The 25,445-nt window shown below is 59.1% G+C and carries 24 protein-coding genes; 15 read left to right on the top strand and 9 right to left on the bottom strand.

Translation table 11 applies throughout. The annotated features are described in order from the left end of the window. Positions 1–69: 69 nt before the first annotated feature. Positions 70–1,116, top strand: a complete 1,047-nt coding sequence (locus tag ACFVTJ_RS22880) for a GlxA family transcriptional regulator (protein ID WP_386910861.1) — start codon at positions 70–72, stop codon at positions 1,114–1,116. 104 nt (positions 1,117–1,220) lie between these two features. Here ACFVTJ_RS22880 and ACFVTJ_RS22885 read toward each other — a convergent pair whose 3' ends face one another. Beyond that, a complete protein-coding gene (locus tag ACFVTJ_RS22885; protein ID WP_386910862.1) occupies positions 1,221–2,054 on the bottom strand; it encodes an aldo/keto reductase in 834 nt (277 codons plus the stop codon). Between the two features lie 95 nt (positions 2,055–2,149). Then, positions 2,150–3,331: an MFS transporter gene (locus ACFVTJ_RS22890; protein ID WP_386910863.1), complete on the bottom strand. Its 1,182-nt coding sequence runs from the start codon at positions 3,329–3,331 to the stop codon at positions 2,150–2,152. Between the two features lie 155 nt (positions 3,332–3,486). Here ACFVTJ_RS22890 and ACFVTJ_RS22895 point away from each other — a divergent pair, with 155 nt between their 5' ends. Beyond that, complete coding sequence (locus ACFVTJ_RS22895; protein ID WP_386910864.1) at positions 3,487–4,395, top strand: LysR substrate-binding domain-containing protein; 909 nt, start codon at positions 3,487–3,489, stop codon at positions 4,393–4,395. Between the two features lie 146 nt (positions 4,396–4,541). Here ACFVTJ_RS22895 and ACFVTJ_RS22900 read toward each other — a convergent pair whose 3' ends face one another. After that, the gene (locus ACFVTJ_RS22900) at positions 4,542–4,895 is read right to left on the bottom strand and encodes an antibiotic biosynthesis monooxygenase (RefSeq protein WP_386910865.1); all 354 of its coding nucleotides are present in this window, start codon (positions 4,893–4,895) and stop codon (positions 4,542–4,544) included. 124 nt (positions 4,896–5,019) lie between these two features. On the opposite strand from ACFVTJ_RS22900, the gene ACFVTJ_RS22905 reads away from it, so the two are divergent. Then, a complete protein-coding gene (locus ACFVTJ_RS22905) occupies positions 5,020–5,907 on the top strand; it encodes a LysR family transcriptional regulator (protein WP_386910866.1) in 888 nt (295 codons plus the stop codon). 137 nt (positions 5,908–6,044) lie between these two features. Here the strand turns inward: ACFVTJ_RS22905 and ACFVTJ_RS22910 are convergent, their stop codons facing one another. From ACFVTJ_RS22910 to ACFVTJ_RS22925, 4 genes are read right to left on the bottom strand one after another with little or no spacing between them, the layout of a single operon-like run. Next, positions 6,045–6,641 (bottom strand): NUDIX domain-containing protein, encoded by a 597-nt coding sequence (locus tag ACFVTJ_RS22910; protein ID WP_386910867.1) that lies wholly within the window; start codon positions 6,639–6,641, stop codon positions 6,045–6,047. After that, positions 6,641–7,513: a PhzF family phenazine biosynthesis protein gene (locus ACFVTJ_RS22915; protein WP_386910868.1), complete on the bottom strand. Its 873-nt coding sequence runs from the start codon at positions 7,511–7,513 to the stop codon at positions 6,641–6,643. Before ACFVTJ_RS22915 ends, ACFVTJ_RS22910 begins: the two co-directional genes overlap by 1 nt. 59 nt (positions 7,514–7,572) lie before the next feature. Then, complete coding sequence (locus ACFVTJ_RS22920; RefSeq protein ID WP_386910869.1) at positions 7,573–8,196, bottom strand: LysE family translocator; 624 nt, start codon at positions 8,194–8,196, stop codon at positions 7,573–7,575. A gap of 32 nt (positions 8,197–8,228) precedes the next feature. Then, positions 8,229–8,633, bottom strand: a complete 405-nt coding sequence (locus tag ACFVTJ_RS22925; RefSeq protein ID WP_386910870.1) for a VOC family protein — start codon at positions 8,631–8,633, stop codon at positions 8,229–8,231. A 136-nt stretch (positions 8,634–8,769) separates the two neighbouring features. Between ACFVTJ_RS22925 and ACFVTJ_RS22930 the strand changes: the two genes are divergently transcribed. Further along, positions 8,770–10,116, top strand: coding sequence for a PLP-dependent aminotransferase family protein (locus ACFVTJ_RS22930; RefSeq protein WP_386910871.1), 1,347 nt, complete (start codon positions 8,770–8,772; stop codon positions 10,114–10,116). 90 nt (positions 10,117–10,206) lie between these two features. On the opposite strand, the gene ACFVTJ_RS22935 is transcribed toward ACFVTJ_RS22930, so the two are convergent. After that, on the bottom strand, positions 10,207–11,103 hold the full coding sequence (locus ACFVTJ_RS22935) for a LysR family transcriptional regulator (RefSeq protein WP_386910872.1): 897 nt from the start codon (positions 11,101–11,103) through the stop codon (positions 10,207–10,209). Positions 11,104–11,211: 108 nt separating this feature from the next. On the opposite strand from ACFVTJ_RS22935, the gene ACFVTJ_RS22940 reads away from it, so the two are divergent. The 8 genes from ACFVTJ_RS22940 to ACFVTJ_RS22975 all read left to right on the top strand — a co-directional run bounded on the left by ACFVTJ_RS22940 (position 11,212) and on the right by ACFVTJ_RS22975 (position 20,497). Further along, positions 11,212–12,294, top strand: a complete 1,083-nt coding sequence (locus ACFVTJ_RS22940) for a 4-oxalomesaconate tautomerase (RefSeq protein ID WP_386910873.1) — start codon at positions 11,212–11,214, stop codon at positions 12,292–12,294. Positions 12,295–12,339: 45 nt separating this feature from the next. Further along, entirely contained in the window at positions 12,340–13,341 is a 1,002-nt protein-coding gene (locus ACFVTJ_RS22945; protein ID WP_386910874.1) for an ABC transporter substrate-binding protein, read from the top strand. 63 nt (positions 13,342–13,404) lie between these two features. Beyond that, positions 13,405–14,172 carry an ABC transporter ATP-binding protein gene (locus tag ACFVTJ_RS22950; protein ID WP_386910891.1) on the top strand — a complete coding sequence of 256 codons (768 nt, stop codon included), beginning with the start codon at positions 13,405–13,407 and terminating at the stop codon, positions 14,170–14,172. After that, the gene (locus ACFVTJ_RS22955; RefSeq protein WP_386910875.1) at positions 14,159–14,935 is read left to right on the top strand and encodes an ABC transporter permease; all 777 of its coding nucleotides are present in this window, start codon (positions 14,159–14,161) and stop codon (positions 14,933–14,935) included. The genes ACFVTJ_RS22950 and ACFVTJ_RS22955 overlap by 14 nt, the downstream gene beginning before the upstream one ends. Positions 14,936–15,191: 256 nt before the next feature. Beyond that, positions 15,192–16,787, top strand: coding sequence for a peptide ABC transporter substrate-binding protein (locus tag ACFVTJ_RS22960; RefSeq protein ID WP_386910876.1), 1,596 nt, complete (start codon positions 15,192–15,194; stop codon positions 16,785–16,787). Between the two features lie 54 nt (positions 16,788–16,841). Continuing rightward, positions 16,842–17,765: an oligopeptide ABC transporter permease OppB gene (gene oppB / locus ACFVTJ_RS22965; protein WP_006316000.1), complete on the top strand. Its 924-nt coding sequence runs from the start codon at positions 16,842–16,844 to the stop codon at positions 17,763–17,765. After that, entirely contained in the window at positions 17,758–18,885 is a 1,128-nt protein-coding gene (locus tag ACFVTJ_RS22970) for an ABC transporter permease (protein WP_386910877.1), read from the top strand. Before oppB ends, ACFVTJ_RS22970 begins: the two co-directional genes overlap by 8 nt. A gap of 1 nt (position 18,886) precedes the next feature. Beyond that, positions 18,887–20,497: an ABC transporter ATP-binding protein gene (locus ACFVTJ_RS22975; protein ID WP_386910878.1), complete on the top strand. Its 1,611-nt coding sequence runs from the start codon at positions 18,887–18,889 to the stop codon at positions 20,495–20,497. A 177-nt stretch (positions 20,498–20,674) separates the two neighbouring features. On the opposite strand, the gene ACFVTJ_RS22980 is transcribed toward ACFVTJ_RS22975, so the two are convergent. After that, complete coding sequence (locus ACFVTJ_RS22980) at positions 20,675–21,199, bottom strand: GNAT family N-acetyltransferase (protein ID WP_386910879.1); 525 nt, start codon at positions 21,197–21,199, stop codon at positions 20,675–20,677. Positions 21,200–21,432: 233 nt separating this feature from the next. Here ACFVTJ_RS22980 and ACFVTJ_RS22985 point away from each other — a divergent pair, with 233 nt between their 5' ends. The 3 genes from ACFVTJ_RS22985 to ACFVTJ_RS22995 are packed head-to-tail and all read left to right on the top strand — an operon-like array spanning position 21,433 to position 25,392. Beyond that, the gene (locus tag ACFVTJ_RS22985) at positions 21,433–22,491 is read left to right on the top strand and encodes a LacI family DNA-binding transcriptional regulator (RefSeq protein WP_386910880.1); all 1,059 of its coding nucleotides are present in this window, start codon (positions 21,433–21,435) and stop codon (positions 22,489–22,491) included. Between the two features lies 1 nt (position 22,492). Then, positions 22,493–24,103 (top strand): FAD-dependent oxidoreductase, encoded by a 1,611-nt coding sequence (locus ACFVTJ_RS22990; protein ID WP_386910881.1) that lies wholly within the window; start codon positions 22,493–22,495, stop codon positions 24,101–24,103. Between the two features lie 29 nt (positions 24,104–24,132). Continuing rightward, complete coding sequence (locus ACFVTJ_RS22995; RefSeq protein WP_386910882.1) at positions 24,133–25,392, top strand: ABC transporter substrate-binding protein; 1,260 nt, start codon at positions 24,133–24,135, stop codon at positions 25,390–25,392. The last annotated feature ends 53 nt before the right edge of the window (positions 25,393–25,445 follow it).

The raw sequence follows: 25,445 nt of genomic DNA on the forward strand, positions 1-25,445 counted from the left end.
TGGAAAATCTATTGTCGTAAAAGCTAGGATCATTTGCCGTCGCCCGGCTGGACAATCGCGTCCGTTTGAATGAATATTTGCGTCATGAGCTCACATCGAAACAGAAAACGCCTGAGCGTCGCCTTCCTGCTTGCCGATCGTTTCACGCTGTCCGCCTTCGCGAATTTCGTCGACGTACTGCGCCTTGCCGCCGACGAGGCAGACCGTTCCCGTCCCATCCTGTGCGAATGGTCGGTGCTCTCGGCAACGCTTGCAAACGTGCAGTCGAGCTGCGGGGTGAAGGTGCAGCCGGACACTCGGCTGATGGACGCCGGGCATTACGACTATATCGTCGTTGTCGGCGGCCTGATCAGCGATCATAGCGCCCTGCCCCAGGAGGCTCTGCGTTTCCTGAAAGACCGGGCGGCGGCGGGCATTCCCATCGTCGGGCTCTGCACCGGCGTTTTCATTCTGCACGAAGCGGGCCTGCTTGATGGCTATCGCTGTTGCGTGAGCTGGTTCCACCGTCAGGATTTTCTTGATCGCTTCGATACCGTGCAGATGGTCTCCGACCAGATCTTCGTCATCGACAGAGACCGGCTGACCTGCTCCGGTGGGCACGGTGCTGCCCATCTGGCGGCCTTCCTCGTGGAGCGCCATGTCGGCCAGTCCGCCGCCATCAAGAGCCTCAATATCATGATGATCGACAGCGCGTTGAGTGGCGAAAAACCGCAGCCCGGCCAGCAGAGCGCACGCAAGGCCAATGACCCCCTCGTCAAAAAGGCGATCCTGCGAATGCAGCAGAATATCGAAGTTCCGAGAACCGTATTGGAACTGGCTCACGACCTTGGCCTGGGCCGCCGCAGCCTCGAACGGCGTTTCCTCAACGACCTGAAGGCGTCACCGTCCAAAGTCTATCTCGAACTCCGGCTGGACCGTGCACTCTCGCTTCTGCGCACGACGCATGACCCGATCACCCAGATCGCTCTTGCCACCGGCTTCTGCGACGCCCCGCATCTTTCCCGTACGCTGCGGACGGAGCGTGGCTTTACCCCCAGCGAATATCGCAAGACACAGGCGGGCCACACCGCAACCGACGAAGAATTCGCCGTCGGCGTGCTGCTTCCGACATCGTGACCCGTCATGGCGTGAGCCGGCCGCTATCAAGATCAGTCGGATACTGCATGACATGTCGCAGGATGACATGAAGGGAGGAGCACGACGCCCCTCCCCTCCCATTATCAGGCGGCCTTGTCCCAGACCGGCGCAAGACCGTCCGGCGATACGATGCGGCCGTCGGGAACAGCAAGGGCGTGGATGGCGGCCATTTCATCGGCCGTGAGTGCGAAATCGAAAATCGCGAGGTTCTCGGCAACGCGAGCCTCACCGACCGTCTTGGATAGCGCAATGACGCCCTCCTGCTGAACCAGCCAGCGCAGCACCACCTGCGCAACCGACTTGCCGTGCCGGGCGCCGATGTCCTTGAGGACCGTATCGTTGAAGACCTTGCCGTCAGCCATGCCGAAATAGCCTGTCACCGACATGCCTGCCTTCTTCGCCGCGGCGATGACCACGTCCTGATTGAGATAAGGATGCAACTCGATCTGGTTGGTGACGATCGGAGCCTTGGAGAGCCTGACCGATTCAGCCATCAACTCGGTATTGAAGTTGGAAACACCAATGTGGCAAACCTTGCCGGCTTCCTTCACCTCATTCAGCGCGCCGATCTGCTCGGCAAGCGAAACCGCTTCATTGGGCCAGTGCAGCAGAAGCAGATCGACATAATCGGTCTTCAGCTTCATCAGGCTCTCATCGACGGATTTGATGAAGGCGTCATGCCCGTAATACTCGACCCAGACCTTGGTAGTCAGGAAGATATCGCCGCGGGCCACGCCTGAATGGATAATGGCTTCGCCAACTTCCGCCTCATTGCCGTAGATCTGCGCGGTGTCCACATGGCGAAAGCCAAGCTTTAGCGCATGTGGAACGATCCTGAGAACATCGGGGCCAGGCACGCGGAACGTGCCGAAGCCGAGGGCCGGAATGGTGGCGCCATTGGCGGTTACATTGTGCATTTGTTTCTCCTTGGTCATCGATTATCAGTCTTTGCAGAGCGGTTGGGCAGATGCGCCCGGCGGGCAACTCAGCACTCACACCAAGCTTGCCAACATCAAGCGGTCTTCAGCATGGGAGCCGCACGGCGGTCGAGAGCCCCGCTCCAGATGGTCAGCAACAAGGCGACGGCAACAAGGATCGCGCCAACCCAGGGAGTTGCGCCGAGACCCATCGGCGATTCCACCACGACGCCGCCAAGCCATGCGCCAAGCGCGATGCCGAGGTTGAAGGCCGCGATATTCAGCGCCGAAGCGACATCAACGGCGCCGGGGCGCTGTTCCTTGGCAAGCTGCACGACATAAAGCTGGAGACCTGGAACGTTGGCGAACGACAGGAAACCGAGGGCCGCAAGCGTGATCAGGGTCAAGACCGGTGAACCCGCGGTGAAGGAAAAGATCACCAGGACGATTGCCTGCAGCGCGAAGAGGCCGATCAACGCCTTGACTGGATTGTGGTTGGCGATCTTGCCGCCGCCGATATTGCCCGCGGCGATGGCGATGCCGTAAAGCACAAGGATCAGGCTGACACTGGATTCCGAAAAGCCGGTAACATCCTGCAAGATCGGCGCGAGGAAGGTGAAGGCGACAAATGTGCCGCCGTAGCCGAGTGCAGTCATGGCAAAAACGATCAGCAGACGGCCGGAACCAAGCACGCGGACCTGGTCAAGAAGGCTTGCCGGAGGAGCCTTTTTCAGCGTGTTCGGCAACAGGGCAGCAATCGCTGCAAAGGCAAGGATACCAAGCGCGCCAACGGCCCAGAAGGTCGCACGCCAGCCGAATACCTGGCCGATATAGGTGCCGATCGGCACGCCGGTGACGATGGCGACGGTCAGACCCATGAACATCATGGCGATCGCCGAGGCGCGGCGGTTCTCCGGCACGAGATCGGCGGCAATGGTCGCACCGACGGAGAAGAAGACACCATGGGCAAAAGCGGCGATCACACGGGCGACAAGTAACATCTCGTAGCTGGGCGAAAGGGCCGCAGCGGTGTTCCCGACGATGAACAGAGCCATCAGGCCGAGCAGGAGCGGCTTTCTTTCGATCTTGCCGGTGAGCGCTGTCAGGATCGGCGCGCCGAAAGTGACGCCGAGTGCGTAGACGCTGACGATGAGGCCGGCAAGCGGAAGGGTAATGTGGAGGTCGGTCGCAACTGTCGGCAGAAGGCCGACAATGACGAACTCCGTTGTTCCGATCGCATAAGCCGCGATCGTCAAGGCGAAGATGGCTAAGGGCATGACAGGTTCCTCTCCACTCACCGCCCGGGTGAGGGTTACAGTGACAGCGTCGCTGTCGGTTGGAATTGTTGTCATGCAATATGGTCGATGGAGGCTTGTATGATAATCGACACTATTGGATAAATAGCTTTGAATTGAATTCACAGGACGGACACATGGACAATCGCACCGGCGAAATGGAAGTGTTTGTAAGCGCTGCGGAATTGCAGAGTTTTTCGGCAGCGGGGCGACGCCTGAAGCTCTCTCCATCGGCTGTCAGCAAGCTTGTCACCCGCATCGAGGATCGGCTCGGGACCCGCCTGCTCGTGCGTTCCACCCGAATGATGACGCTGACGCCGGAGGGGGAAATCTATCTGGCACGGGCCCGGAGAATTCTAGCCGACATCGCCGAAACGGAGCAGATCGTGGCGGCGGGCGGGAAACTGGTGCCGCGAGGACTGTTGCGGGTAAACGCTTCCGTTGGCTTCGGTGAAAGGTTTCTTCTTCCGCTCGTGCCGGCCTTTCTGGACCTCTATCCCGAAGTCCAGCTCGACATTTCGCTGACCGACGGCATCATTGGCCTCATTGAGGAGCGGACGGATATCGCCATCCGCTCCGGAACCATGGATGACTCATCCCTGAAGGCGAGAAAACTTCTCGAGAGCCGGCGGGTCATTATCGCTTCGCCGTCCTACATAAAACGGCATGGCATGCCGAAAACACCGGCCGATCTCGCGGCCCATAATTGCTTCAGTTTCAACTTCCGGCGCAGCCTCAATGAGTGGCCGTTCCGCGATCCTGGCTCGACGGAAATCTATCGTCTTCCGGTATCCGGCAACAGCTCCGTCAACAGCGGCATGATCATGCGCAGGCTCTGTCTTGCCGGCACCGGTCTCGGCCGGGTGGGCCGGTTCCATGTCCAGCCCGATATCGATGCCGGGACGCTCATTCCCGTGCTGGAAGACTACAATCCCGAGGATATCGAAGAGATCCACGCGGTCTTTGCCGGACACGAGCACCTTGCGACCCGCATCCGCGCCTTAATAGACTTCCTTGCCGAACATGTCGGCAAGGACCGGACATAGTGGTTGATGGAATTGTGGCTGCTGCCAATGCCGTGGAAAAACGGCATTGATGAACGACTTCAGGTGCAGGCTGCGATATTGCGAGGGATGAATATGTCTTGCCCTTCCGCCATCAGCAGGCCGGAAAACTGATGCCGCGAGGCCGGTCACGCGGTCCTGAGTTTGGGAAGAACCAGATCATCAACCGTGTAGGTATGAAATTCGCTTTTTGAAACCGTGTCCAGCTTACGAAATTTTTCAACGAATGCCGGATCGGTAAAGAATTCATCGACATTGCCCACACCCTGGATGGCCTCGACGTTGACGACCGTCTGTCCATCCGTGCTTTTCGCAAGGCTGCTCCAGAGGAACCCTTCTTTCCGTTCGGCAACGTAATGCACGACGTCCTGAATGATGGCGAAGGCTTCCTCCTGCTTTCCGGGATGAACGTGAATGACATTGACGACGAAAGTCGTGGGGGCGGGAGAGCCGGTGAAGGCTGCAAGAGGCGTCGTTTCCATAAGTGTCTCCATTTTGAAGCCCGGCCAGTTCAGCCGCGGCCACATCTGGATATCGAAAGAAAAATAGCGGATAAACAGGCTCCTATTCCCAACATACCGGAAGAAAATTCCTCAATTGTAGATCATGGACAAGCTCGGAACACTCGGCATATTCATTCAGGTTGCGGAAGCAGGAAGCTTCGTGGCGGCCGGACATCGTCTTGGCATCTCCGGATCAGCCGTCGGTAAAGCCATCGCACGTCTGGAAAACGAACTTGGCGTGCGATTGTTCAATCGCTCGACGCGCAGCATGACCCTGACGGAAGATGGTGGTTTCTTCCTCGATACATGCCGGCGCATCCAGTCGGAATATGAGACCGTCCAGGCGCAACTATCGCGATCGCAGGCCATTCCGCGCGGGCAGCTGCGCGTCAGCCTTCCGCTGGCGGGCATGCTGCTGATGCCGACGATATCGGCCTTCATGGATGCCTATCCTGACATCAATCTCGACCTCGATTTCACGGATCGCCTGGTCGATGTCATCGAGGAAGGGTTCGATGCCGTTATCCGGACAGGCGATATCAGGGACACGAGGCTGATGAGCCGCAAGCTCGGTACCTTCAAGCACAGGATCGTGGCGGCACCCGGCTATCTCGAAGCGCATGGCTGGCCAACGGTTCCCGAAGACCTTGCCGGGCACCGCTGTCTCCACCACCGCTTCGCAAATTCCGGCAAGTTTGAACCGTGGCCGCTGGTTCGCGACGGGCGCGAAATCAGGATCGATCTACCTGTTGCGACCGTTGCAAGCACGCTGGAGCCCCTGATCTATCTCGCGGCGCGATCATTCGGGATCACCTGTCTTCCGTCATTCGCCGTGGCATCCGAGATATCCGAGGGGAAACTGGTTTCGTTACTGGACGACTATGTGGCCGATACGGGAACCTTCTGTGTCCTCTGGCCGACCAATCGATATCTTTCTCCAAAGGTCAGAGCGTTTGTCGACTACATGGCCGCCAATCTTTTCGCCAGATGATCGCCGGAGTGGGGCTGATCGAGGCGGAAGGGGTTTTGGAGATCCTTGGCGGTTTGGCACTTCAAAATAATGATCGTTCGGCCCGGCGCTGTTGCGCCGGGTCGGAAAACGGCTGTGCGGGTCTCCATTGATCGGGATCAGAGCGTCCCGTGCTTTTCCTGTAAAAGCCGGATGGCAAGATGTTGGAGCAGAATGATCGTCTTGGCGTCGCGAATATCGCCACGGTCGATCATTCGCATCGCCTCCGGCAGGGGGATTTCGAGCACGTCAATATCTTCCCCCTCTTCAACCGAGCCACCGCCTGCGCCCACCTTGTGGGTGTCGGTATATTCGCCGTGGAAAAAGGCGAGATATTCGGTGACCGAGCCGGGGCTCATATAAATATCGAACAGGTGTGTGAGTGCGGAAACCTCATAACCGGTTTCCTCCATCAGCTCCGCACGCATGCGCGTCGCCGGTTCCGCACCTTCTAGCAGTCCTGCCGGTGTCTCGATCAGTGATTCCAGCCCGCCATTCAAGAGAACAGGCAATCGGAACTGGCGGGTCAGAAGGACATGGCCGCTTGCCGGGTTGTACAACAGGCAAGTCGCGCCGTTGCCGCGATCATATGCCTCCCGGGTCTGCCTCTGCCAGCTGCCGTCCCGCAGCCGGAGTTCATATTCATATTTGGTCAGCCGGCCCCAATCATCCGCCAACACACGTTCGGAAATCGGGCGGTAAACACTGTCATTCATCAACTCACCTCATTTTCATCTGTCTTTGAAAGGCCGCGCAATCGGCCTTCGACATGGGTGCGTGTTTCACCACCCACCCATATAACTCCGGTCTCGTCGCGGCTCAGGTAAACGCGACCGTGGCGGCCGAGACGCGTCCCCTGAGCGGCGACATAATCTGCCGCGACCATGCCCGTGGCAAACAGCCATTGCGCTATCGAGGCATTGAGGCTTCCGGTAACGGGATCTTCGACGATGGCACCGAGATGATCGCTGAAGAAAGCGCGAACTTCGAAGGCAGCCTTGCCGCCTTCCGCGTGAGGGCCGACCACACCGACATCGATGCGCCCGGGCCAACTGCGAACCGGATCGATGGAAAGCACTTTTTCGGCCGATGCCAGCCTGATCCCCAGCCATCCGGGACCATTATCGATCCAGGCGGCATCAAGGACGTCATGAGCTTCGACCCCCAAGAGCTGCAGCGCCTCTTCCAGCTCAGCCGGTGTCGGCGCGCCGGAGCGGATAAGCGGCGGAGCGGCAAAGGAAAGCCGCCCTTGCGCGCGCCGGATCGTGACAAGACCGGCACCGCATTCCTGAATGACGTCCGTTTCGTCTTTGAGCGCAGCGTTGGCGGAGAGCCAGGCATGGCAACTGCCCAGCGTGGGGTGTCCGGCAAAGGGCATTTCCCGGTCCAGCGAAAATATCCGGACCCGATAGTCAGCCTTGGGATGTGTGGGCGGTAGCAGAAATGTGGTTTCAGACAGGTTGAACCACCGCGTTAACAGCTGCATTTCCTCGGGCGTCAGGTTGCCGGCACCCGTGACAACGGCCAGCGGATTGCCGGAAAGCGGTCCGGACCCAAATACGTCGATCATATGGATAGCGAAGGTCATGTCATTGTTCTTTCAGTTCGGATCACGGGCGGTCATGGACGGCGGGTGAGCCTTCAGCCCTACCAGACAAGCAGCTTCAGACCCGCAATGGCAAAGACCGCAGAGAGCAAGGATTCGATCCGGCGCCGTAACCTGGTATAGAGCGTAATCATTGCGGTCGTCGAGAAAAGCAGGGCATAACCGCCGAACACGGTAATGCCGAGAATGGCGCAGCCGCCGATGATTGCCGGCAGCATCCCCGCGGGCGCGTCCGCGCGAAACCCGAGCGACATGATGGCTATCCACGACAAAATGGCCTTCGGGTTGCCGATATGCATGAAAAGGCCCTGCCGATAGAGTGATCGATAACGCGGCAACGCGCGCTGCGCAGTCGTCCCGGCAACATCGGAGACCGGCTTGAGGGCTGACCTGCCGGTACGGAACGCCAGATACAGCAAATATGCCCCACCGGCGATCTTGATGATGAAAAGCGCCTGCGCATAGGCGGTGAGCACGGCGGACAGACCGGTCGCCGTCAGGATCGCCCAGAACTGCGAGCCGGTGACGACGCCCGCCGCCAAAGCAAGGGCCGGCAGGCGGCCGTTGCGCATCGCCGTGGCCATGATTGCCATGTTGCTTGGCCCCGGGCTGGCGGTGGCGATGAAATAGGTGCCATAAACGAGGGCAAGCTGGCTGGCGAACATATCGGTTTTCTCCGGAAATCAAGGGTTTTGCACTAGCGCGGGAGATCACCGCGATGGACGATATGAACCTTGTTCCCATCGGGATCACGCAGATAGGCGCCGAAATAACCTTCACCATAGTGCGGCCGCGGACCCGGACCACCTTCGTCCGTTCCGCCATGAGCCAAACCGGCGGCATGGGCCTCATGCACCGCGCCTTTCGATGGCGCCAGAAAGGCGACCATGCCACCGTTGCCGGCCGTTGCCGCCTCGCCATTGAAGGGACTGTAGACGTAAAAACGCGGCAATGGAGCGTGCGGCTCCACCCAGCAGAGTGCCGCCGGCCCGCCGTCGGGTGTGATGGTCCGGCGCTTCAGGCCGAGCGGCGCGAGCACGGCGTCGTAGAAATCTCCTGCCCGCTGAAGATCACGCGTTCCGACGGTTACGTGGCTGAACATTTAAACCTCAATGCGCCCGCCATGGTGGCTGCAGCCTGTTGCAAAGTATGGATTTCATTCAGCGTCGTCATAGCCTATGTTACACTTCTTGGTTATTGAAATAGTGTAACGTGACACTTTTAACGAGGTTGAGACGGTGCTGCTGCAATCCCCTTGGGTGCCTCGCCTTGCGGATATCGAAGCGAATGCCGCCGAACGGCTGGTGTTGGCGCTTGCCGACGACATCGTCGAAGGGCGATTAACGGGCGGTGCCCGCCTGCCTGCCCATCGTGACCTCGCCTGGAAACTGGGCGTGGGTCTCGGCACGGTGACGAAGGCCTATGCCGTTCTGGAAAGGCGCGGGCTGACGCGCAGCGTCAGGGGCCGGGGAACATTCGTGGCGCTCCAGGAGGCACATAACGATCGGGAGATCGACCTCTCGTCCAACGCACCACCGGCCACGCTCAACGCCCGTATCCTGGCAAAAACACTGACAGGTATCGCGCGCAGGATCGATGCGGATCATTTCAATCTCTATGCTCCGCCCGCCGGGCATGTGGAGCACCGGCGTGTGCTGGCACGTTGGCTTGCAACACTCGGCCTGTCCGTCGATCCATCGCATCTGGTGCTGACAAGCGGTGCCCGCCAGGCCCTGTCATTGGCCTTCGATCTTGCCTGCGGCAAGGATAGCGTGCTGCTGACCGAGCGGATCACCTATCCCGGCGCGCTCGCGCTTCTTCGGCGTAAGGGGTGCAGGGTGCAGGCTGTGGATATCGATGCCGAGGGGATGGTGCCGGAGGCGCTTGCGGCGGCGCTCGCTGGCATGGAGCCAGGCGGTGGCAGGGTGATCTATCTGACGCCAACGCTGCACAATCCGACAACCGCCACCATGGGCATGGCGCGGCGGCACGCCATCGTGGATATTTGTCGACGGGCCGGCGTCACGATCATTGAGGACGGCGTTTATGCCGCATCCGACCCGGGTTTCAGTCCACTGGCGGCATTGGCTCCCGACATTTCGTTTCATGTGAATGGCTTGTCCAAGTCAGTCGGCCCCGGGTTGCAGATCGGGGTACTGGCGCTGCCAGCGGGACAGAAGCATGCAGCGGAAAAACTTCTGCAGGATGCGCCTATGGCCCCGTCAGCACTTTCCTGCGCGGTCGTGGAGGACTGGCTGACCACCGGCGTCATCTCGTCAATCCAATACGATCTGCGCCATGAGGCGCAACGGCGCTCCAGCCTCGCGGTATCCCTGCTGGGTGCGAGCGAGCTTGTCTCGCATCCCGATGCGTACAATGTCTGGCTGCCGATGGAGCGTGCCGCCGCCAATGGCTTTGTATCCACTGCGGCGGCAAGCGGTATAAGACTGACCGCGCCGGATTCCATGATGGCGGATACGGAAGATCAGGCAAGCGGTATCCGGTTTTGCCTCGGTGGCCCGTCATTCGACGACCTGACCGGGGCGCTGACGATTCTGGCGGGGCTGCTGAGGCGGCGGGGCTGACGCCGACGGTGGTTGCGGGATTGCCTGGACCTCCTGCATCCCGGCCATGAATGGGCACAGGCGCTGTGAAAGCTCCCCGCAACGCCCCATTCAGGGTGTTTTCCAGGTCTTCAACAGCATTTGCACGAATTTTTCCGCGGCCGGAGACAGCGCGCCGCTGCGCCGTTGCACGATACCGATCGTTCGCGAGACCACGGGATTAACGATCGGTCGCGTGACGATGAAAGGGTGCTCATCCTGCGGGGTGGCCAATCGCGGCAGCACGGAAATCCCGAGCCCCGCTTCAACGAGACCGAGCGATGTGTTGAGGTGAGTGACTTCGTAAAACCAGTTCAGCTTTAGATTGTGCCGGGCAAGCGCGCCATCGAGAAGGGTCCTGTTGCCGCTGGAGCGATCAACAACCACAAGCGGGTGCGGCTCCAATTGATCCCACTCGATCGTTTCGAAAGCTGCCAGAGGATGGTCTTTCCTCATCGCCAGCACAAAAGGGTCATCGATCAGCGGCTCGAACGCCAGATCAGGATCGGAATTACCCATCAGGTTAATCCCGAATTCCACCTCGCCACGGGCAACCGCCTGCAAACCCTCGTTTGCCGTCAGATCTCTGATACGCAGCCGGATATGCGGATATTGCTGGCTAAAGGTTTTGATAACGGTCGGTAAAAAGTAGAATGCCGCGGTCGGAACGCATGCCATCGTGATAAGGCCGCGCCGCTGCGCACCGTCCTTCATTGCAAAAAGCGATCCGTCAAACTCTTCCAGCATGCGCCGGACGAGCGGCATTACCTCCTGTCCCATCGCCGTCGGAGCGACATGGCGTGTGGTCCTTTCGAGAAGCGGCGCACCGATGGCCTGCTCCAGTTTCTGGATACGCCGGGTTAGTGCCGGTTGCGAAATATGCAGCGCATCGGCCGCCCTGTGGAAGCTCTCCAATTCAACCACTGCTTGAAAAGCTCGCAAATCAAGAATTTCGCAATTAATGCTCATATCGCAATAATACCTCCGAACATTGCATTTAACAGATTATACTTCTTTCCTCATATTGCAACAACCGGGCGTATTGATCCGCCAAATGCAAGACTGAGGCTACCTTCCATGAACGATCTACTCAAGATACCCTGTGTGCTGATGCGCGGCGGAACATCGCGTGGGCCGTTCTTTCTCGCATCCGATCTCCCCCGTGATCAAGCCGAACGGGATGCGGCCCTCCTCTCCATCATGGGGTCCGGCCACCCGCTGCAGATCGATGGCATTGGCGGTGGCAATCCGGTCACGTCGAAAGTGGCGATCATTGGCCCAGCCTCGGTCAAGGGTGCCGACATCGACTATCTTTTCGCGCAGGTGCGCACCGACAGGCAATATGTCGACTATTCCCCCAATTGCGGAAATATGCTGGCTGCCGTCGGCCCCTTCGCGATCGAAGCCGGGCTTGTCGAAGCCCGTGGCAGCGACACGCTGGTGCGCATTCATAACGTCAATACCGGCAAGCTGATCGAGGCGAAGGTTCCAACACGCGGTCGGGAAGTTACCTATCTCGGCGACGCTTCGATCGATGGTGTGCCGGGTCTCGCAGCGCCGATCGCCTTGACGTTCATGGATGCCGCAGGCGCAAAGACCGGCAAGCTGCTGCCGACGGGCAAAGCCGTAGACGTGATCGACGGCGTGGCGGTGACAGCCATAGACTGCGCCATTCCGATGGTGTTGATGCGGGCGGCCGATCTCGGCCTGACAGGTTATGAGGATCCGCAGACGCTTACCGCCAACAGCGCCCTCATCGAGCGCATGACCCGCATCCGCATTCAGGCTGGAAAGCTGATGGGCATGGGTGATGTCACGGACATGGTCATTCCAAAACCGGTGCTCGTCGCGCCGGCCCGCAAGGGCGGCACTCTGTCGGTCCGATACTTCATGCCCAATGAGTGCCACCCGGCCCTGGCGACGACCGGTGCCGTCGGCATTGCAACAGCGGCCGTAACCGAAGGCTCGATTGCCTACGATTTGGCGGGCCGCCTCTCCGTACCGATCCAGATCGGCATTGAACACCCCGCCGGCCGCCTCGACGTGCAGCTGGAAATGCGGGAGGGAACAGTAACCGCCGGGCTTGTCAGAACGGCGCGCAGACTTTTCGAAGGCTTTGCCTTCGCCAAGCCAACCGCTGCAATTGAAGACGCAGCTTAAATACAGCCATATTGACACAAAACATGAAACAGGGAGGAGACCCTCATGCGTAAATACCTGCTTGCAACAGCCGCGCTCTGTGCACTGGCGGCATCTGCAAATGCCGAATCCGTCAGAATGAGCGTAGGCTCGTACAACCTCAACAATCTGCCTTTCCCCGTGGCGGCGAGCCTCGGCTTCTATAAGGACGAAGGGCTCGATGTCACCACCGAGAACTTCGCACAGGGCGGATCGAAGGTGCTCCAGGCACTGGTTGCAGGCTCCACCGACGTCGCCGTCGGTTTCTACGATCACACGATCCAGATGCAGTCGCAGAACAAACATGTCGTGGGCTTCGTACAGCTCGCCCGCAACTCGGGTCTGGTTCTCGCAGGCAAGAACGACACCGACTTTGACCCGGCCAAGCCTGAGACAATCAAGGGCAAGAAGGTCGGCATCACCTCGCCTGGTTCTTCGTCGGACTTCTTCATTCGTTACTACATGAAGCAGCACAATCTCAGCGACAACGACATCTCCATTATTGGCGTCGGTTCGGGCGCTGCGGCCGTTGCCGCCCTGCAGCAGGGCAAGATCGATCTGCTCGTCAACTACGATCCCGCCGCAACCATCGTGGTCGAACGCGGGCTGGGCAAGATTCTCATCGACGCCCGCAGCGATCAGGGCGCCAAGGACGTCTATGGCGGCATCTATCCGACATCAGTCCTCTATGCGACCCAAGACTACATCAATGCCAATCCCGAAGTGATCCAGAAGGTCACCAATGCCACGGTTCGGGCGCTGCATTGGATGAAGCAGCATTCGGCGGAAGAAATCGTCGCAAAGCTTCCCGATGATTTCGTGTCCGGTGACAAGCAGACCTACATCAAGGCTGTCGAAGCGGCCAAGGCGATCTTCTCCGAAGACGGCAAGTTCGAGCCGGCCGATCTCGAAACGCCGCTCGCCGTTCTGAAAAGTTTCAACGATGCGGTCGCAAAGGCGACGATCGATCTCAACACCACCTATACCAACAAGTTCGTCGAGGCTGCGGCTTCGAAGGGCGGAAACTGAGGTCCTGCGATGTCTTCGCCAGTGAGAAAGCTAGAGCCCGTGACGGAACTCAAACCCCAGCCGATGGTGGCAATCGATGACGTGACCATGGCATTTGGTGCGTTCGTTGCCGTTCAAAACGTCAACCTCAAGGTTGGCGATGGAGAGTTTCTCTCCATCGTCGGCCCCACCGGTTGCGGAAAATCCACCATCCTCAACGCCATCGCAGGGCTGCTGAAGCCTGCACAGGGCAAGGTGTCAATCGACGGCACGGCCGTTCAGGGCGTTCAAAACACCATCGGATATCTGTTCCAGCAGGACGCACTTCTTCCCTGGAAGACGGCATATCAGAACGTGGAACTCGGCCTGCTGTTCCGGGGTGTCGCCGAGGACGAACGGCGCGCCAAAGTGACGGCCTGGCTCGAAAAGGTCGGCCTGAAAGGTTTTGGCGACCGTTTCCCGCACCAGCTCTCGGGCGGCCAGCGTAAACGTGTGCAGATGGCGCAGGCGCTCATCACCGAGCCGAAGGTCATCCTGATGGACGAACCCTTCTCCGCACTGGATATCCATACCCGCCACCTGATGCAGAACGAATTGCTGCGCCTGTGGCAGGAAGACCGCCGTGCGGTGGTGATGATCACCCATGATTTGGAAGAGGCAATCGCACTCGGAGACCGCGTCGTCGTTCTCGCAGCCGGCCCGAAGAGCCGCGTTATCGAGAGCTTCCCCGTCGATCTCGAACGGCCCCGCAACGTCGCCGAAATCAAACTCGATCCTAAATTCATGACGCTCTATCGCGATATCTGGGCGTCCCTGCGTGGCGAAGTGGAGAAAAGCTATGCAAGCCGTTAATGTTCGTATCATCCAGGTCGCTCTTCTGGTCGTCCTCCTGGGCGGATGGCAGCTTGGTGTTTCCTCGGGCGCCATCGACCGCTTCTTCTTCCCGGCCCCTTATGACATCGTCAAACAGGTCATCGCCTGGGTTGCCGATGCCGGGTTCTATAAACATGTCGGCATCACGCTCAGCGAAACCGTGCTTGGCTACGTCATCGGCACCGGTCTAGGCGTCGGCGCCGGCGTCTGGCTCGGCCTCAGCCCCTTCGTCGCCCGCGTGCTCGATCCCTTCATCAAAGCGGTGAACGCCATTCCGCGTGTCGTTCTGGCGCCAATCTTCGTTCTCTGGCTCGGTCTTGGCTTGTGGTCAAAGGTTGCATTGGCCGTCACGCTCGTTTTCTTCGTCACCTTCTTCAACGCCATGCAGGGCGTGCGTGAAGTGAACCCCGTCGTGCTGTCCAATACCCGCATTCTGGGCGCCAAGCGTTCGGATCTGCTGCGCCACGTCTACTTCCCGGCCGCAGCGAGCTGGATCCTGTCGTCGCTGCGCACCTCCGTCGGCTTTGCGGTAGTCGGCGCGATCATCGGCGAATATCTCGGCGCTTCCGCAGGCCTCGGTTACCTGATTGCGCGCTCGGAAGGGAATTTCGATGCGGTCGGCGTCTTCGCAGGCATCATCATCCTGGCGGTTTTCGTCCTCATCATCGACCTCATTCTCGATGTTGCAGAGAAAAAGCTGATTACCTGGCGGCCGAATGCGGGCGAAGAACGACCGGCATAAAACGCACTTTCACCTGGTTTCAAAGTAAGCGGGGCGGCCGGTCGGTCGCCCCGTTTTCGTTGCCGCCGCAGGCCGGAGGCTGCTCAACCATTTGCTTGGATTTCCTGCAACGGAGAGCGGATGGCGCAATAGAAGCAGAGCACGCAGGTCCCACTAAAGCTGTGGGTTCCCCGCCAACTCACAATTTATTGTGGTTGCACTTCGGAGAAATTTGGCCTTGTTTGTGCGCTTAAAATACTCACGGGGAAAGAAAACAATGTCCATAACAACAACAGTTCGCACTACTCTGCTGCTCGGATCGCTTCTGCTCGGCGCCAGTTCCGCACTCGCGGAAACGGTTCTGCATCGCGGCAATTCCGGGGAGCCGCAGACGCTCGATCAGGCTCAAACCTCGATCAACATCGAAGCCTTCATCCTCAAAGACCTTTTTGAAGGTCTCACCATTTACGACGCTGCCGGCAAGATCATTCCCGGTACCGCGGAAAGCTGGACGCTGTCTGACGACGGCACCGTCTACACATTCAAGCTGCGCGCGGATGCGAAATGGTCGGATGGCACGCCGGTAACGGCTGGAGATTTTGTGTTCTCCTACCAGCGTGTGGAAGACCCAAAAACCGCAGCAAAATATGCAAATATTCTTTACCCGATCAAGAACGCCGAAAAGATCAACAAGGGCGAAACTACGGTTGACCAGCTGGGCGTAAAGGCGGTGGATGACAAGACCCTTGAGATTACCCTCGAGCGTGCAACACCATTCTTCCTTGAACTTCTTGCTCACCAGACGGCTCTGCCAATCTCGAAGGCGAGCTACGATAAGAACGGCACCGACTTCGTAAAGCCGGGTGTCATGATCTCGAACGGCGCTTACAAGCTCGAAGCGCATGTTCCCAATGACAGCCTGACGGTCGTCAAGAATACCAACTTCTGGGACGCATCAAACACCAAGATCGACAAAGTCATCTTCTACCCGATCGACGACCAGGCCGCTTCCGTTCGTCGTTTCGAAGCGAAGGAAATGGACCTCGCATACAACTTCTCTGCGGACCAGATCGACCGGCTGCGCAAGTCCTATGGCGAACAGGTTCACGTTTCGCCGACGCTCGCGACATATTATTACACCTTCGATACCCGCGAAGCGCCGTATAACGACGTTCGTGTCCGCCAGGCCCTTTCCATGGCAGTGGACCGCGATTTCCTCGCCAAGGAGATTTACAGCGGATCGCAGGTTCCGGCCTACTCCATGGTTCCCCCGGGCATGGATTCCTACGGCGAGCCGGCGAAGGCCGATTTCGCCACGCTGTCGCAGCTCGACCGGGAAGACGAAGCGCTGAAGCTCATGAAGGAGGCCGGTTACGGTGAAGGCGGCAAACCGCTTTCCGTCGAAATCCGCTACAACACCAACCCGAACCATGAACGCGTGGCGACGGCGATCGCGGATATGTGGAAGAACACGTTCGGCGCGAAGGTGTCGCTGGTGAACCTCGACGTCGCTTCGCACTATGGCTATCTGCAGGAAGGTGGAAAGTTCAACGTGGCGCGCGCCGGTTGGGTTGCCGACTATGCGGATGCGGAAAACTTCCTGGCGCTTTCGGTATCCTCCAACAAGACCTTCAACTATTCGAAGTTCAACAACGCCGAATACGACGCGTTGATGAAGAAATCCTATGACGAAAAGGATCCGGCAGCGCGCTCGAAGCTGCTGCATGATGCAGAGACCATCCTCATGAAGGAACAGCCGGTCGCGCCGCTTCTGACGCAGGCCGATCTCTGGCTGGTTTCCAACCGCGTCAAGGGTTGGGTCGACAATGCTGCCAACGAACACCTCAGCCGCTTCCTGAGCGTTTCCGAATAAGCAGCGCTGGCACGGTGGCAAACACCACCGTGCCATGCCGGAGCCCGAAAAACCATGATCTCGTTTATTCTGCGCCGTTTGGCGAGCGCTGTGCCGACCCTGTTTATCGTCGTCACGATTTCGTTTTTCCTGATGCGTTTTGCGCCAGGTGGCCCGTTCAATCTCGAACGTCCCCTGCCGCCGCAGACGATGGAAAACCTGATGAGAACCTATCATCTGGATGAGCCATTGTGGCGCCAGTATCTCATCTACCTCCGCAATGCCGTCACCGGCGATTTCGGTCCGAGCTACATCTACAAGGACAATACCGTCGCGCAACTGATTGGCAAGGGTCTGCCTTACTCGCTGGAACTCGGCAGCTATGCGCTGTTGCTGGCGCTGGTGGGCGGCGTTCTTGCCGGTACCTTGGCCGCGCTCAGGCAGAACAGTGCCTTCGATTTCTCGCTCATGTCGATTTCAACTGTTGGCATTACCGTGCCGAACTTCGTTGTCGCACCGGTTCTCACACTCGTATTTGCCGTGATACTCGGACTTCTGCCCGCAGGCAGCTGGGGTGATGGATCGCTCAGATATCTCATTCTTCCGATGATCGCACTCGCCTTGCCGCAGCTTGCGGTTATTGCGCGCCTGACGCGTGGCGCAATGATCGAGGCCTTGCGGATGGACCATATCCGCACCGCCAAGGCTTATGGTCTTCCGGCGCGCAGCGTGGTCGTGCTGCATGCCATGCGCGCGGCGATGCTGCCAGTCGTTTCCTATCTCGCCCCCTGTGCCGCAGCTCTTCTCACGGGTTCGGCGGTCATCGAGACGATCTTCACGATCCCTGGTGTCGGCCGCTATTTCGTTCTTGGCGCTATCAATCGCGACTACACCCTGGTGATGGGGACCGTCGTTCTCGTCGCGATTTTCGTCATAGTTTTCAATCTCCTGGTCGATATTCTCTACGGCCTGCTTGATCCGAGGGTCAGACATGACTGATATCCCCGGCACTGCTCATCAACCCATGGTGAAAAGCCGAAGCCTGTTTCAGCTCGCGGCCCTGCGTTTCAGACGAAACAAAGCGGCCATGGCGGGTTCCATCATGCTCCTGCTGATTACGCTTTTTTCCTTTATTGGTCCGAATTTCCTCACACACACCTATGATCAGGTATTCTCGTCCTACGTCTCCATGGCGCCCAGCCTTGAGCCGCGCCCTGACGTGAACAACCTTCAGGGCGTGATGGAAGGCGTTGCCGGACGGGCGCGCGTGGAGCTGAAGGAATTTTCCGTAGAAGGGCAAACCTTCACGGCGACCATCACCTCCAGCAGCGCGATCGACCCACGCGCGACACGCTATTTCGACCGCGCCAACGAATTCGAAAACACCAAGGTCGTTGCCACCGAAGACGATGGCCGCACGCTGAAGCTGGAAGGCGACGTCAACCGCGAGTACTTCTTCTTCGGCACGGATTCGAATGGTCGCGACATGCTGGCCCGCGTGATGCTGGGGGGTCAGATTTCCATCGCCGTCGGCATTCTGGCGAGCCTGGTTTCGCTCGGGATCGGTGTCCTTTACGGCGCCACTGCCGGGTATATCGGCGGGCGCGTCGACAATGTGATGATGCGTTTCGTCGAAATCCTCTATTCGTTGCCCTTCGTCTTTCTGGTGGTCGTTCTCGTGGTTTTCTTCGGCCGCAGCTTCATCCTGATCTTCCTGGTCATCGGTGCGGTGGAATGGCTGGACATGGCGCGTATCGTCCGTGGCCAGACGCTTGCGCTGAAACGGCGGGAATTTGTGGGGGCCGCCCAGGCCCTTGGTTTGAGCGACTGGCAGATCATCCGTCGTCACATCATTCCCAATACGATCGGACCGGTCGTCGTATTCGTCACGGTCGTCGTGCCCAAAGTCATTCTTCTGGAAAGCTTCCTCTCCTTCCTCGGCCTTGGCGTGCAGGCGCCGCTGACGAGCTGGGGGGCGCTGATTTCCGAAGGTGCCAACAATATCCAGTCGGCACCATGGCTCCTGATATTCCCGGCGATCTTCTTCGTGTTGACCCTGTTTTCGCTCAATTTTGTGGGCGACGGGTTGCGTGATGCACTCGATCCCAAGGATCGTTGATATGAATACGACACCTGAAACCATCCTCACCGTGCGCGACCTCAAGGTTGAATTCAACACGCCGGACGGCACCGTGAAGGCCGTCAAGGGCATCAATCTTGACGTCAAACAGGGAGAAACCCTCGCCGTCGTCGGAGAATCCGGCTCCGGCAAGAGCCAGACCATGATGGGCATCATGGGACTGCTGGCATCCAACGGCATTATCGAGGGCTCGGCAAAATATCGGGGACGCGAGCTGATCGGCCTGCCGGTCAACGAGCTGAACGATATCCGCGGCGCGAAAATCACTATGATTTTCCAGGAGCCGATGACCTCGCTCGATCCCCTCTACCGGATTGGCGCGCAAATCGCCGAACCGATCATTCATCACAGGGGCGGCAGCAAGAAGGAGGCGCGCGCACGCGTTCTGGAACTCCTGAAACTTGTGGGAATTCCGGAACCCGAGCGGCGTATAGACAGCTATCCGCATGAACTTTCCGGCGGTCAGCGCCAGCGCGTGATGATCGCCATGGCGCTCGCAAACGAGCCGGACATTCTGATTGCGGATGAGCCGACCACGGCGCTCGACGTCACGATCCAGGCGCAGATCCTCGACCTTCTGAAGTCGTTGCAGCAACGCTTCGGCATGGCCGTCGTCCTGATTACGCACGATCTCGGCGTTGTCCGCCACTTCGCCAATCGCGTCGCCGTGATGCGCCGCGGCGAGATCGTCGAGTCCGGCACGACGGAAGATATCTTCGAGCGTCCGCAGGCGGACTACACGAAGATGCTTCTCGATGCGGAACCCAGTGGACACAAGCCCGCAGTCGGCAGCGAAGCACCGGTCGTTCTTTCCGGCAAGAATGTGACGATCGACTATAAGATACCGGGTGGCTTCCTGTCGAAGTCCAGCACCTTCCGGGCCGTCGACGGCGTCAATGTCAATCTTCATCAGGGACAGACCATCGGCATTGTCGGTGAGTCCGGATCGGGCAAGTCCACGCTCGGTCGCGCGCTTCTGCGTCTCATCGTTGCGGATGGCCGCATTTTCTTCGGCAAGACGGAAATCACAGGCCTTGATCGAAAGGCCATGCGGCCATTGCGGCGGCACTTGCAGCTTGTGTTTCAGGATCCCTATGGCTCGCTTTCGCCAAGGCAGACAGTCGGGGAGATCATCACCGAAGGCCTGTTCGTGCACGAGCAACAGCTCAGCCGGGCGGAGCGGGACAAGCGGGCAATAGAAGCGCTGAAAGAAGTCGGTCTCGATCCCGCGGCCCGCAACCGCTACCCTCACGAATTTTCAGGCGGACAACGTCAGCGTATCGCAATCGCCCGCGCAATCATCCTCAAGCCTGAAGTCGTCATCCTCGATGAGCCGACATCTGCGCTGGACCGATCCGTCCAAGGACAGGTCATCGACCTGCTGCGTGATCTGCAGAAAGCCCATGGCCTTTCCTACATCTTCATCAGCCACGACCTTTCGGTCATCAAGGCCATTTCGGACTACGTCATCGTCATGAGAAATGGAAAGATCGTGGAAGAGGGAGAAACAGACGCCATATTCAGCAGGCCGACGGCTGAATATACCAAAACACTCATCAAATCCGCGTTTTCGGCGGAGGTGGCACAATAGTTGAGCGCGTACGCAGGATCTGCGTGAGCGATCCGGCGCCTGCCTGAGCGCGCTCGAAACCGGCGAAACGCATGTCGGCAACAGTTATCCGCCAGCTGCGGCGGAACGGTTGCCGACACGCCTCAACGATGGCGGACGAAACCGCTTTCGCCCATGTTGCGATTGCCTCGTTATCTGTCATCGGTTTTCGCTGATATACAGGTGACGACTGACTATGCTTCCACTGCCTTCACGCTGCTTCTGATAAATTTCCATCCTGTCATGCACTCGTTCCGCGACCTTTTGTGAGGGTATGTTTTCAGGGCTGGTGATGCTCACCACTCGGCGCAAACCCAGAGCGTGAAAAGCATAGTCGCGGCACGCAATCGCCGCTTCGGTTGACAAGCCCATTCCCCAGTATTCGCGCCATAGGTGGTAGCCGATTTCGGGCTCAAGGCCGGCCGGGGTCTGTTGCAGGGTAATCCCGCAATCACCGATGACCTCCCCCGAAACCCTATCGACGACCGCCCAGAGACCAAATCCATGCTGCGCATAGCTGTCGAACGCAAGTCTTTGAAACCATTCTCTGACTTCCAATGATGACTTGGCACTCGGATAGAACCGCATGCACTCCTGGTCAGCGTAAATTCTGCCGAGTGAAACGAAATCAGCGTCTTCGACTTTGCGCAGATGCAATCGTTCAGTCTTTATGACGATTGACATAGGCACCCCACGACCTGCACCTCCGCGCCCAGAAATTGACCATCACCCAGATTTAGAGCACCGCAAGCGCAAAGCAGAGCGCCCTCCGCTTGCCTGGCCTTGACAGCTGTCTGCGCGGAATAGAAATCCGCTTGCCCACCCTACGACCGCCCCTTGACACCTGCAGAGTAATGTTGTTTATACGTATAAGCAGCTAATACGAATTAGCAATAATGACGGGGAATGAGATTTCTATGGCTAGGCGGGTCACGCAACGTGATATTGCGATCTTCGCGGGGGTTAGCCAGGCAACGGTTTCGCTCGTACTCAATGAAGCGAAGTCTGCTGAAGGTCGCATTCCGCCTGAAACGCGCGAGCGTGTGCTGAAGGCCATTCGCGAGACCGGTTATGTGGCGGATCCCATCGCACGCAGCATGGTCAAGGGCGCAAACCGGATCCTGGGTGTCTTCACCTATCAGCCGGCCTTCCCGATTGCGCAGGCGGATTTCTACACGCCTTTTCTGATGGGGATCGAGGAGCAGGCGGAAAGGTTGGGCTACGACCTTCTGCTGATGACGGCAGCCGCGCGCGACGATAACGGTCGCAAGCGCATCTTCGGGGAAACTGGTCGGCTGCGGCTAGCTGACGGATGCCTCATTCTGGGCGGCCAGTTCGATCGTGATGAGCTGACTCAGTTGGTTGCCGGTGACTACCCTTACGTCGCAGTCGGCCGCCGTGACGATGCCGGCGGGCCGGTGCGTTATGTTGGCGCGGACTACGTGACGGCCACACATGCTCTTGTCCGAGAAGCACTTACCGCCGGCCATCGTCGCTTCGCCTTTATCGGCGCGACGGGTCCGGCGGAATCCATCAGCGACCGCTGGCGTGGTTTTCTCGCCGCAATCGAGGGCGCGGCGGAGCTGGTCTATTCCCACGAAAGCGAAAATGGCGATCCGAGCGAGCAACTGGCAGCCGTTCGCGCCAGCGGCGCAAGTGTCGTTTTTTTCGCCGAGGTGGCCGAGGCGGTGGTCTTCGACAATCATGCCCGTTCGCAAGGGGTGAGCGTCCCCGGCGATCTTTCCATCGTGGTGCTGGGCAGCGGCACCCGCACACATACGCTTCGGTTTCAACGCGTCTTCACCTCCTATGCCATCCCCCGCGAAGAAATGGGCAGGCAGGCAACCTCCATGCTGGTCGAAACCCTGACCAGCCCACCCGGCCCCGTAAAGCAGATATTGCTGGGCTGCGACATCGTGGCGGGCGAAACGCTCGCCTCCCCAAAACAAGGCCCAACTCAAGGAAAGAGAACCTGACGTGAGAGAATACAATGCAGATATTCTTGTGGTTGGCGGCGGCCTTGGCGGCGTGGCGGCGGCGCTCGGGGCCCTGCGCAACGGTCGCAGCGTTATCCTGACCGAAGCATTCGAGTGGATTGGCGGCCAGCTGACCAGCCAGGCCGTGCCGCCCGACGAGCACAGCTGGGTGGAACAATTCGGGATCACCGCCAGCTATCGCGCCCTGCGCACGGGTGTGCGGCAATATTACCGTGACCATTATCCGCTGACGGACGCCGCCCGGGCCGATCTGACGCTCAACCCCGGAGAAGGCAATGTATCTCGCCTGTGCCACGAGCCGCGCGTTTCGCTGGCGGTGATGGAAGCAATGCTTGCGCCTTACGCGGCGGGCGGCAAGCTGACCATCCTCAAGCCCTATGAGCCGATATCAGCGGCGGTCGACGGCGACACCGTGCAGGCCGTGACGCTGCGCCATTGCAATACGGGCGACCTCATTTCCTGCTCGGCCCGCTACATCATCGACGCCACCGAACTGGGCGATCTGCTGCCGCTGACCGCGACCGACTATGTCACCGGTTTCGAAGCCCAATCCGAAACCGGCGAGCCGAGCGCGCCGGCCGAGGCGCAACCGCACAATCAGCAGGCCGTATCGATCTGCTTCGCCGTCGATCAGGTTGACGGCAATCATGTCATCGACAAGCCCGCCCGGTATGACCACTGGCGGCAGGTTGCTCCCGAATTCTGGGGCGGCCCGCTGTTGAGCTGGGACTCTCCCAACCCGCGGACACTGGAACGCAGCCGCCGGTTCTTCGATCCCAACCCGGTCGACAACGCAACACGCGACGTTGCCGACCAGCGACAGAGCGCGGGCGATATGAGCCTTTGGATATTCCGCCGCATTGCCGCCCGCCACACATTTCGGCCCGGCGCATATGCGAGCGATATCTGCCTCGTGAACTGGCCGATGATCGATTATTTCGAGGCGCCCATCATCGACGTTACCCCCGAACAATATGCCGAGCGGCTGGCCGATGCGGCTAGTCTGTCCTATTCCATGTTCTACTGGATGCAGACCGAAGCGCCTCGCCCGGATGGCGGTCAGGGCTTTCCGGGACTGCGCCTGCGCGGCGACATTACAGGCACGGAACATGGCCTGGCCATGGCGCCCTATATCCGTGAAAGCCGTCGCATTCGTGCCCTGACCACGGTGGTCGAGCAGGATCTGTCGCTGGCGGTGCGCGGCGATCGCGGCGCGGTGCATTACCCTGACAGCATCGGTATCGGCATGTATCGCATCGACCTGCACCCCTCGACGGGCGGTGATAATTATATCGATGTGGGGGCCTGCCCTTTCGAAATTCCGCTGGGTGCCCTTATCCCCCGCCACAAAACGAACCTGCTGGCGGCATCCAAGAATATCGGCACCACGCATATCACCAATGGTTGTTACAGGCTGCACCCGGTGGAATGGAACATCGGCGAAGTGGCCGGCATGCTGGCGGCCTATTGCCTCGACAGAGGCGAGACGCCGCACGGTGTACATGCCGATGAAAAGCGGCTGGCGGAATTCCACACCCACATCGAACGCCAAGGGGTGGAGCGCCATTGGCCTGATATTCGCGGCTACTAGCCAAAACGTATAATCTGGGAGGATTATTCATGCGCAGGAGTATAGTGAAAATTGCATTGACCGGTTTTCTGGTCACATCCGGGCTGGTTTCGCCGGCTTTATCGCAGGAATTGCGAATGGCCATCTGGAGCGCCAACGAAGCCCATCTCGCCCTCTTCAATGAGATCGCCGATGAGTTCGAGGCCAGCCATCCCGGCGTCAAGATCAACTACGATTCGCTTGCATACGAAGGCTATGCCACCACCTTGACCACCCAGATCGCCGGCGGCAACCCTCCCGATCTGGCCTGGCTGTTCGACACGAGCGCGCCTGACTTCATGGCGGCCGGCGCGCTTTATCCCCTCACCGAAACCTTTGCCAATACCGAAGGTTACGACATGGGCGACTTCCCCCCGGCAACACTCACCGCCTGGTCTTACGAAGGTGTACAATATCTCTATCCGTTCTCGACGTCGCCCTTCGGCGTCTTCGTCAACAACGACATGATCCGGGCGGCAGGTGCAAAGACACCCGCCGAAATGATCGCTGCCGGCGAATGGAACTGGGACAATGCCATTGCGACCGCAGCGAAAGTCGCGGCCACCGGCAAACAGGGATTGATCATTCGTGATTTCGAATACAAGGCCTGGGAGAACCTTGCCGAAGTCTATACCGGCTGGAATGCCTATCCCTGGTCGAAGGATACCAAATCCTGCGCTTTTGCCAGCCCGGAGATGGTTGATGCCATGCGCTTCATCCACGATGCGATCTTCGTGAAGAAAGCCATGCCGGGCCCTGGTGTTTCGGCCGATTTCTTTGCCGGGGATGCGGCGATGACGACCACCCAGATCAGCCGCGCGTCGTTGCTACCAAAAGGTGACAAGGCCTTCGACTGGGATCTCGTGCCGTTGCCTACAGGACCTGCAGGTGACTATGCCGTTACAGGTCGGGCAGGCATTGGCGTCCTGGCCAGCGGCAAAAACCCGAAGCTCGCGGCGGAATTCCTCGCGTTTTTCTCCTCCAAGCCTAATGTAGCCAAGCTCGCGCGGTTTTTCCCGCCGGCACGGCAAAGTCTGCTCACTGCCGATGTGCTCGCGGCCGCCAATCCGTTGCTGTCGCGCGAGCAGATAGAGGCCGTGGTCATTCGTGGCGTCGCCACCGGCCAATCAACACAGCAGGTTCTCAATTTTGCCCGGCTGCAACAGACCGTTCGCGCTGGCCTCGACGGTCTCTGGCGACCAGATGCCGATGTCGCGGCTGTCCTGCAAGCGCTTTGCGGCCGTCTTGACCCGTTGCTGGCGGCCAATTGACGCTTGGTAGTCATCCGATTTTCGGCGGATGCGAAAGGCATAAGGAAGAAAAG

It is taken from the genome of Agrobacterium sp. NPDC058088 (assembly GCF_042885035.1).
In the GTDB taxonomy this organism is placed as follows: domain Bacteria; phylum Pseudomonadota; class Alphaproteobacteria; order Rhizobiales; family Rhizobiaceae; genus Agrobacterium.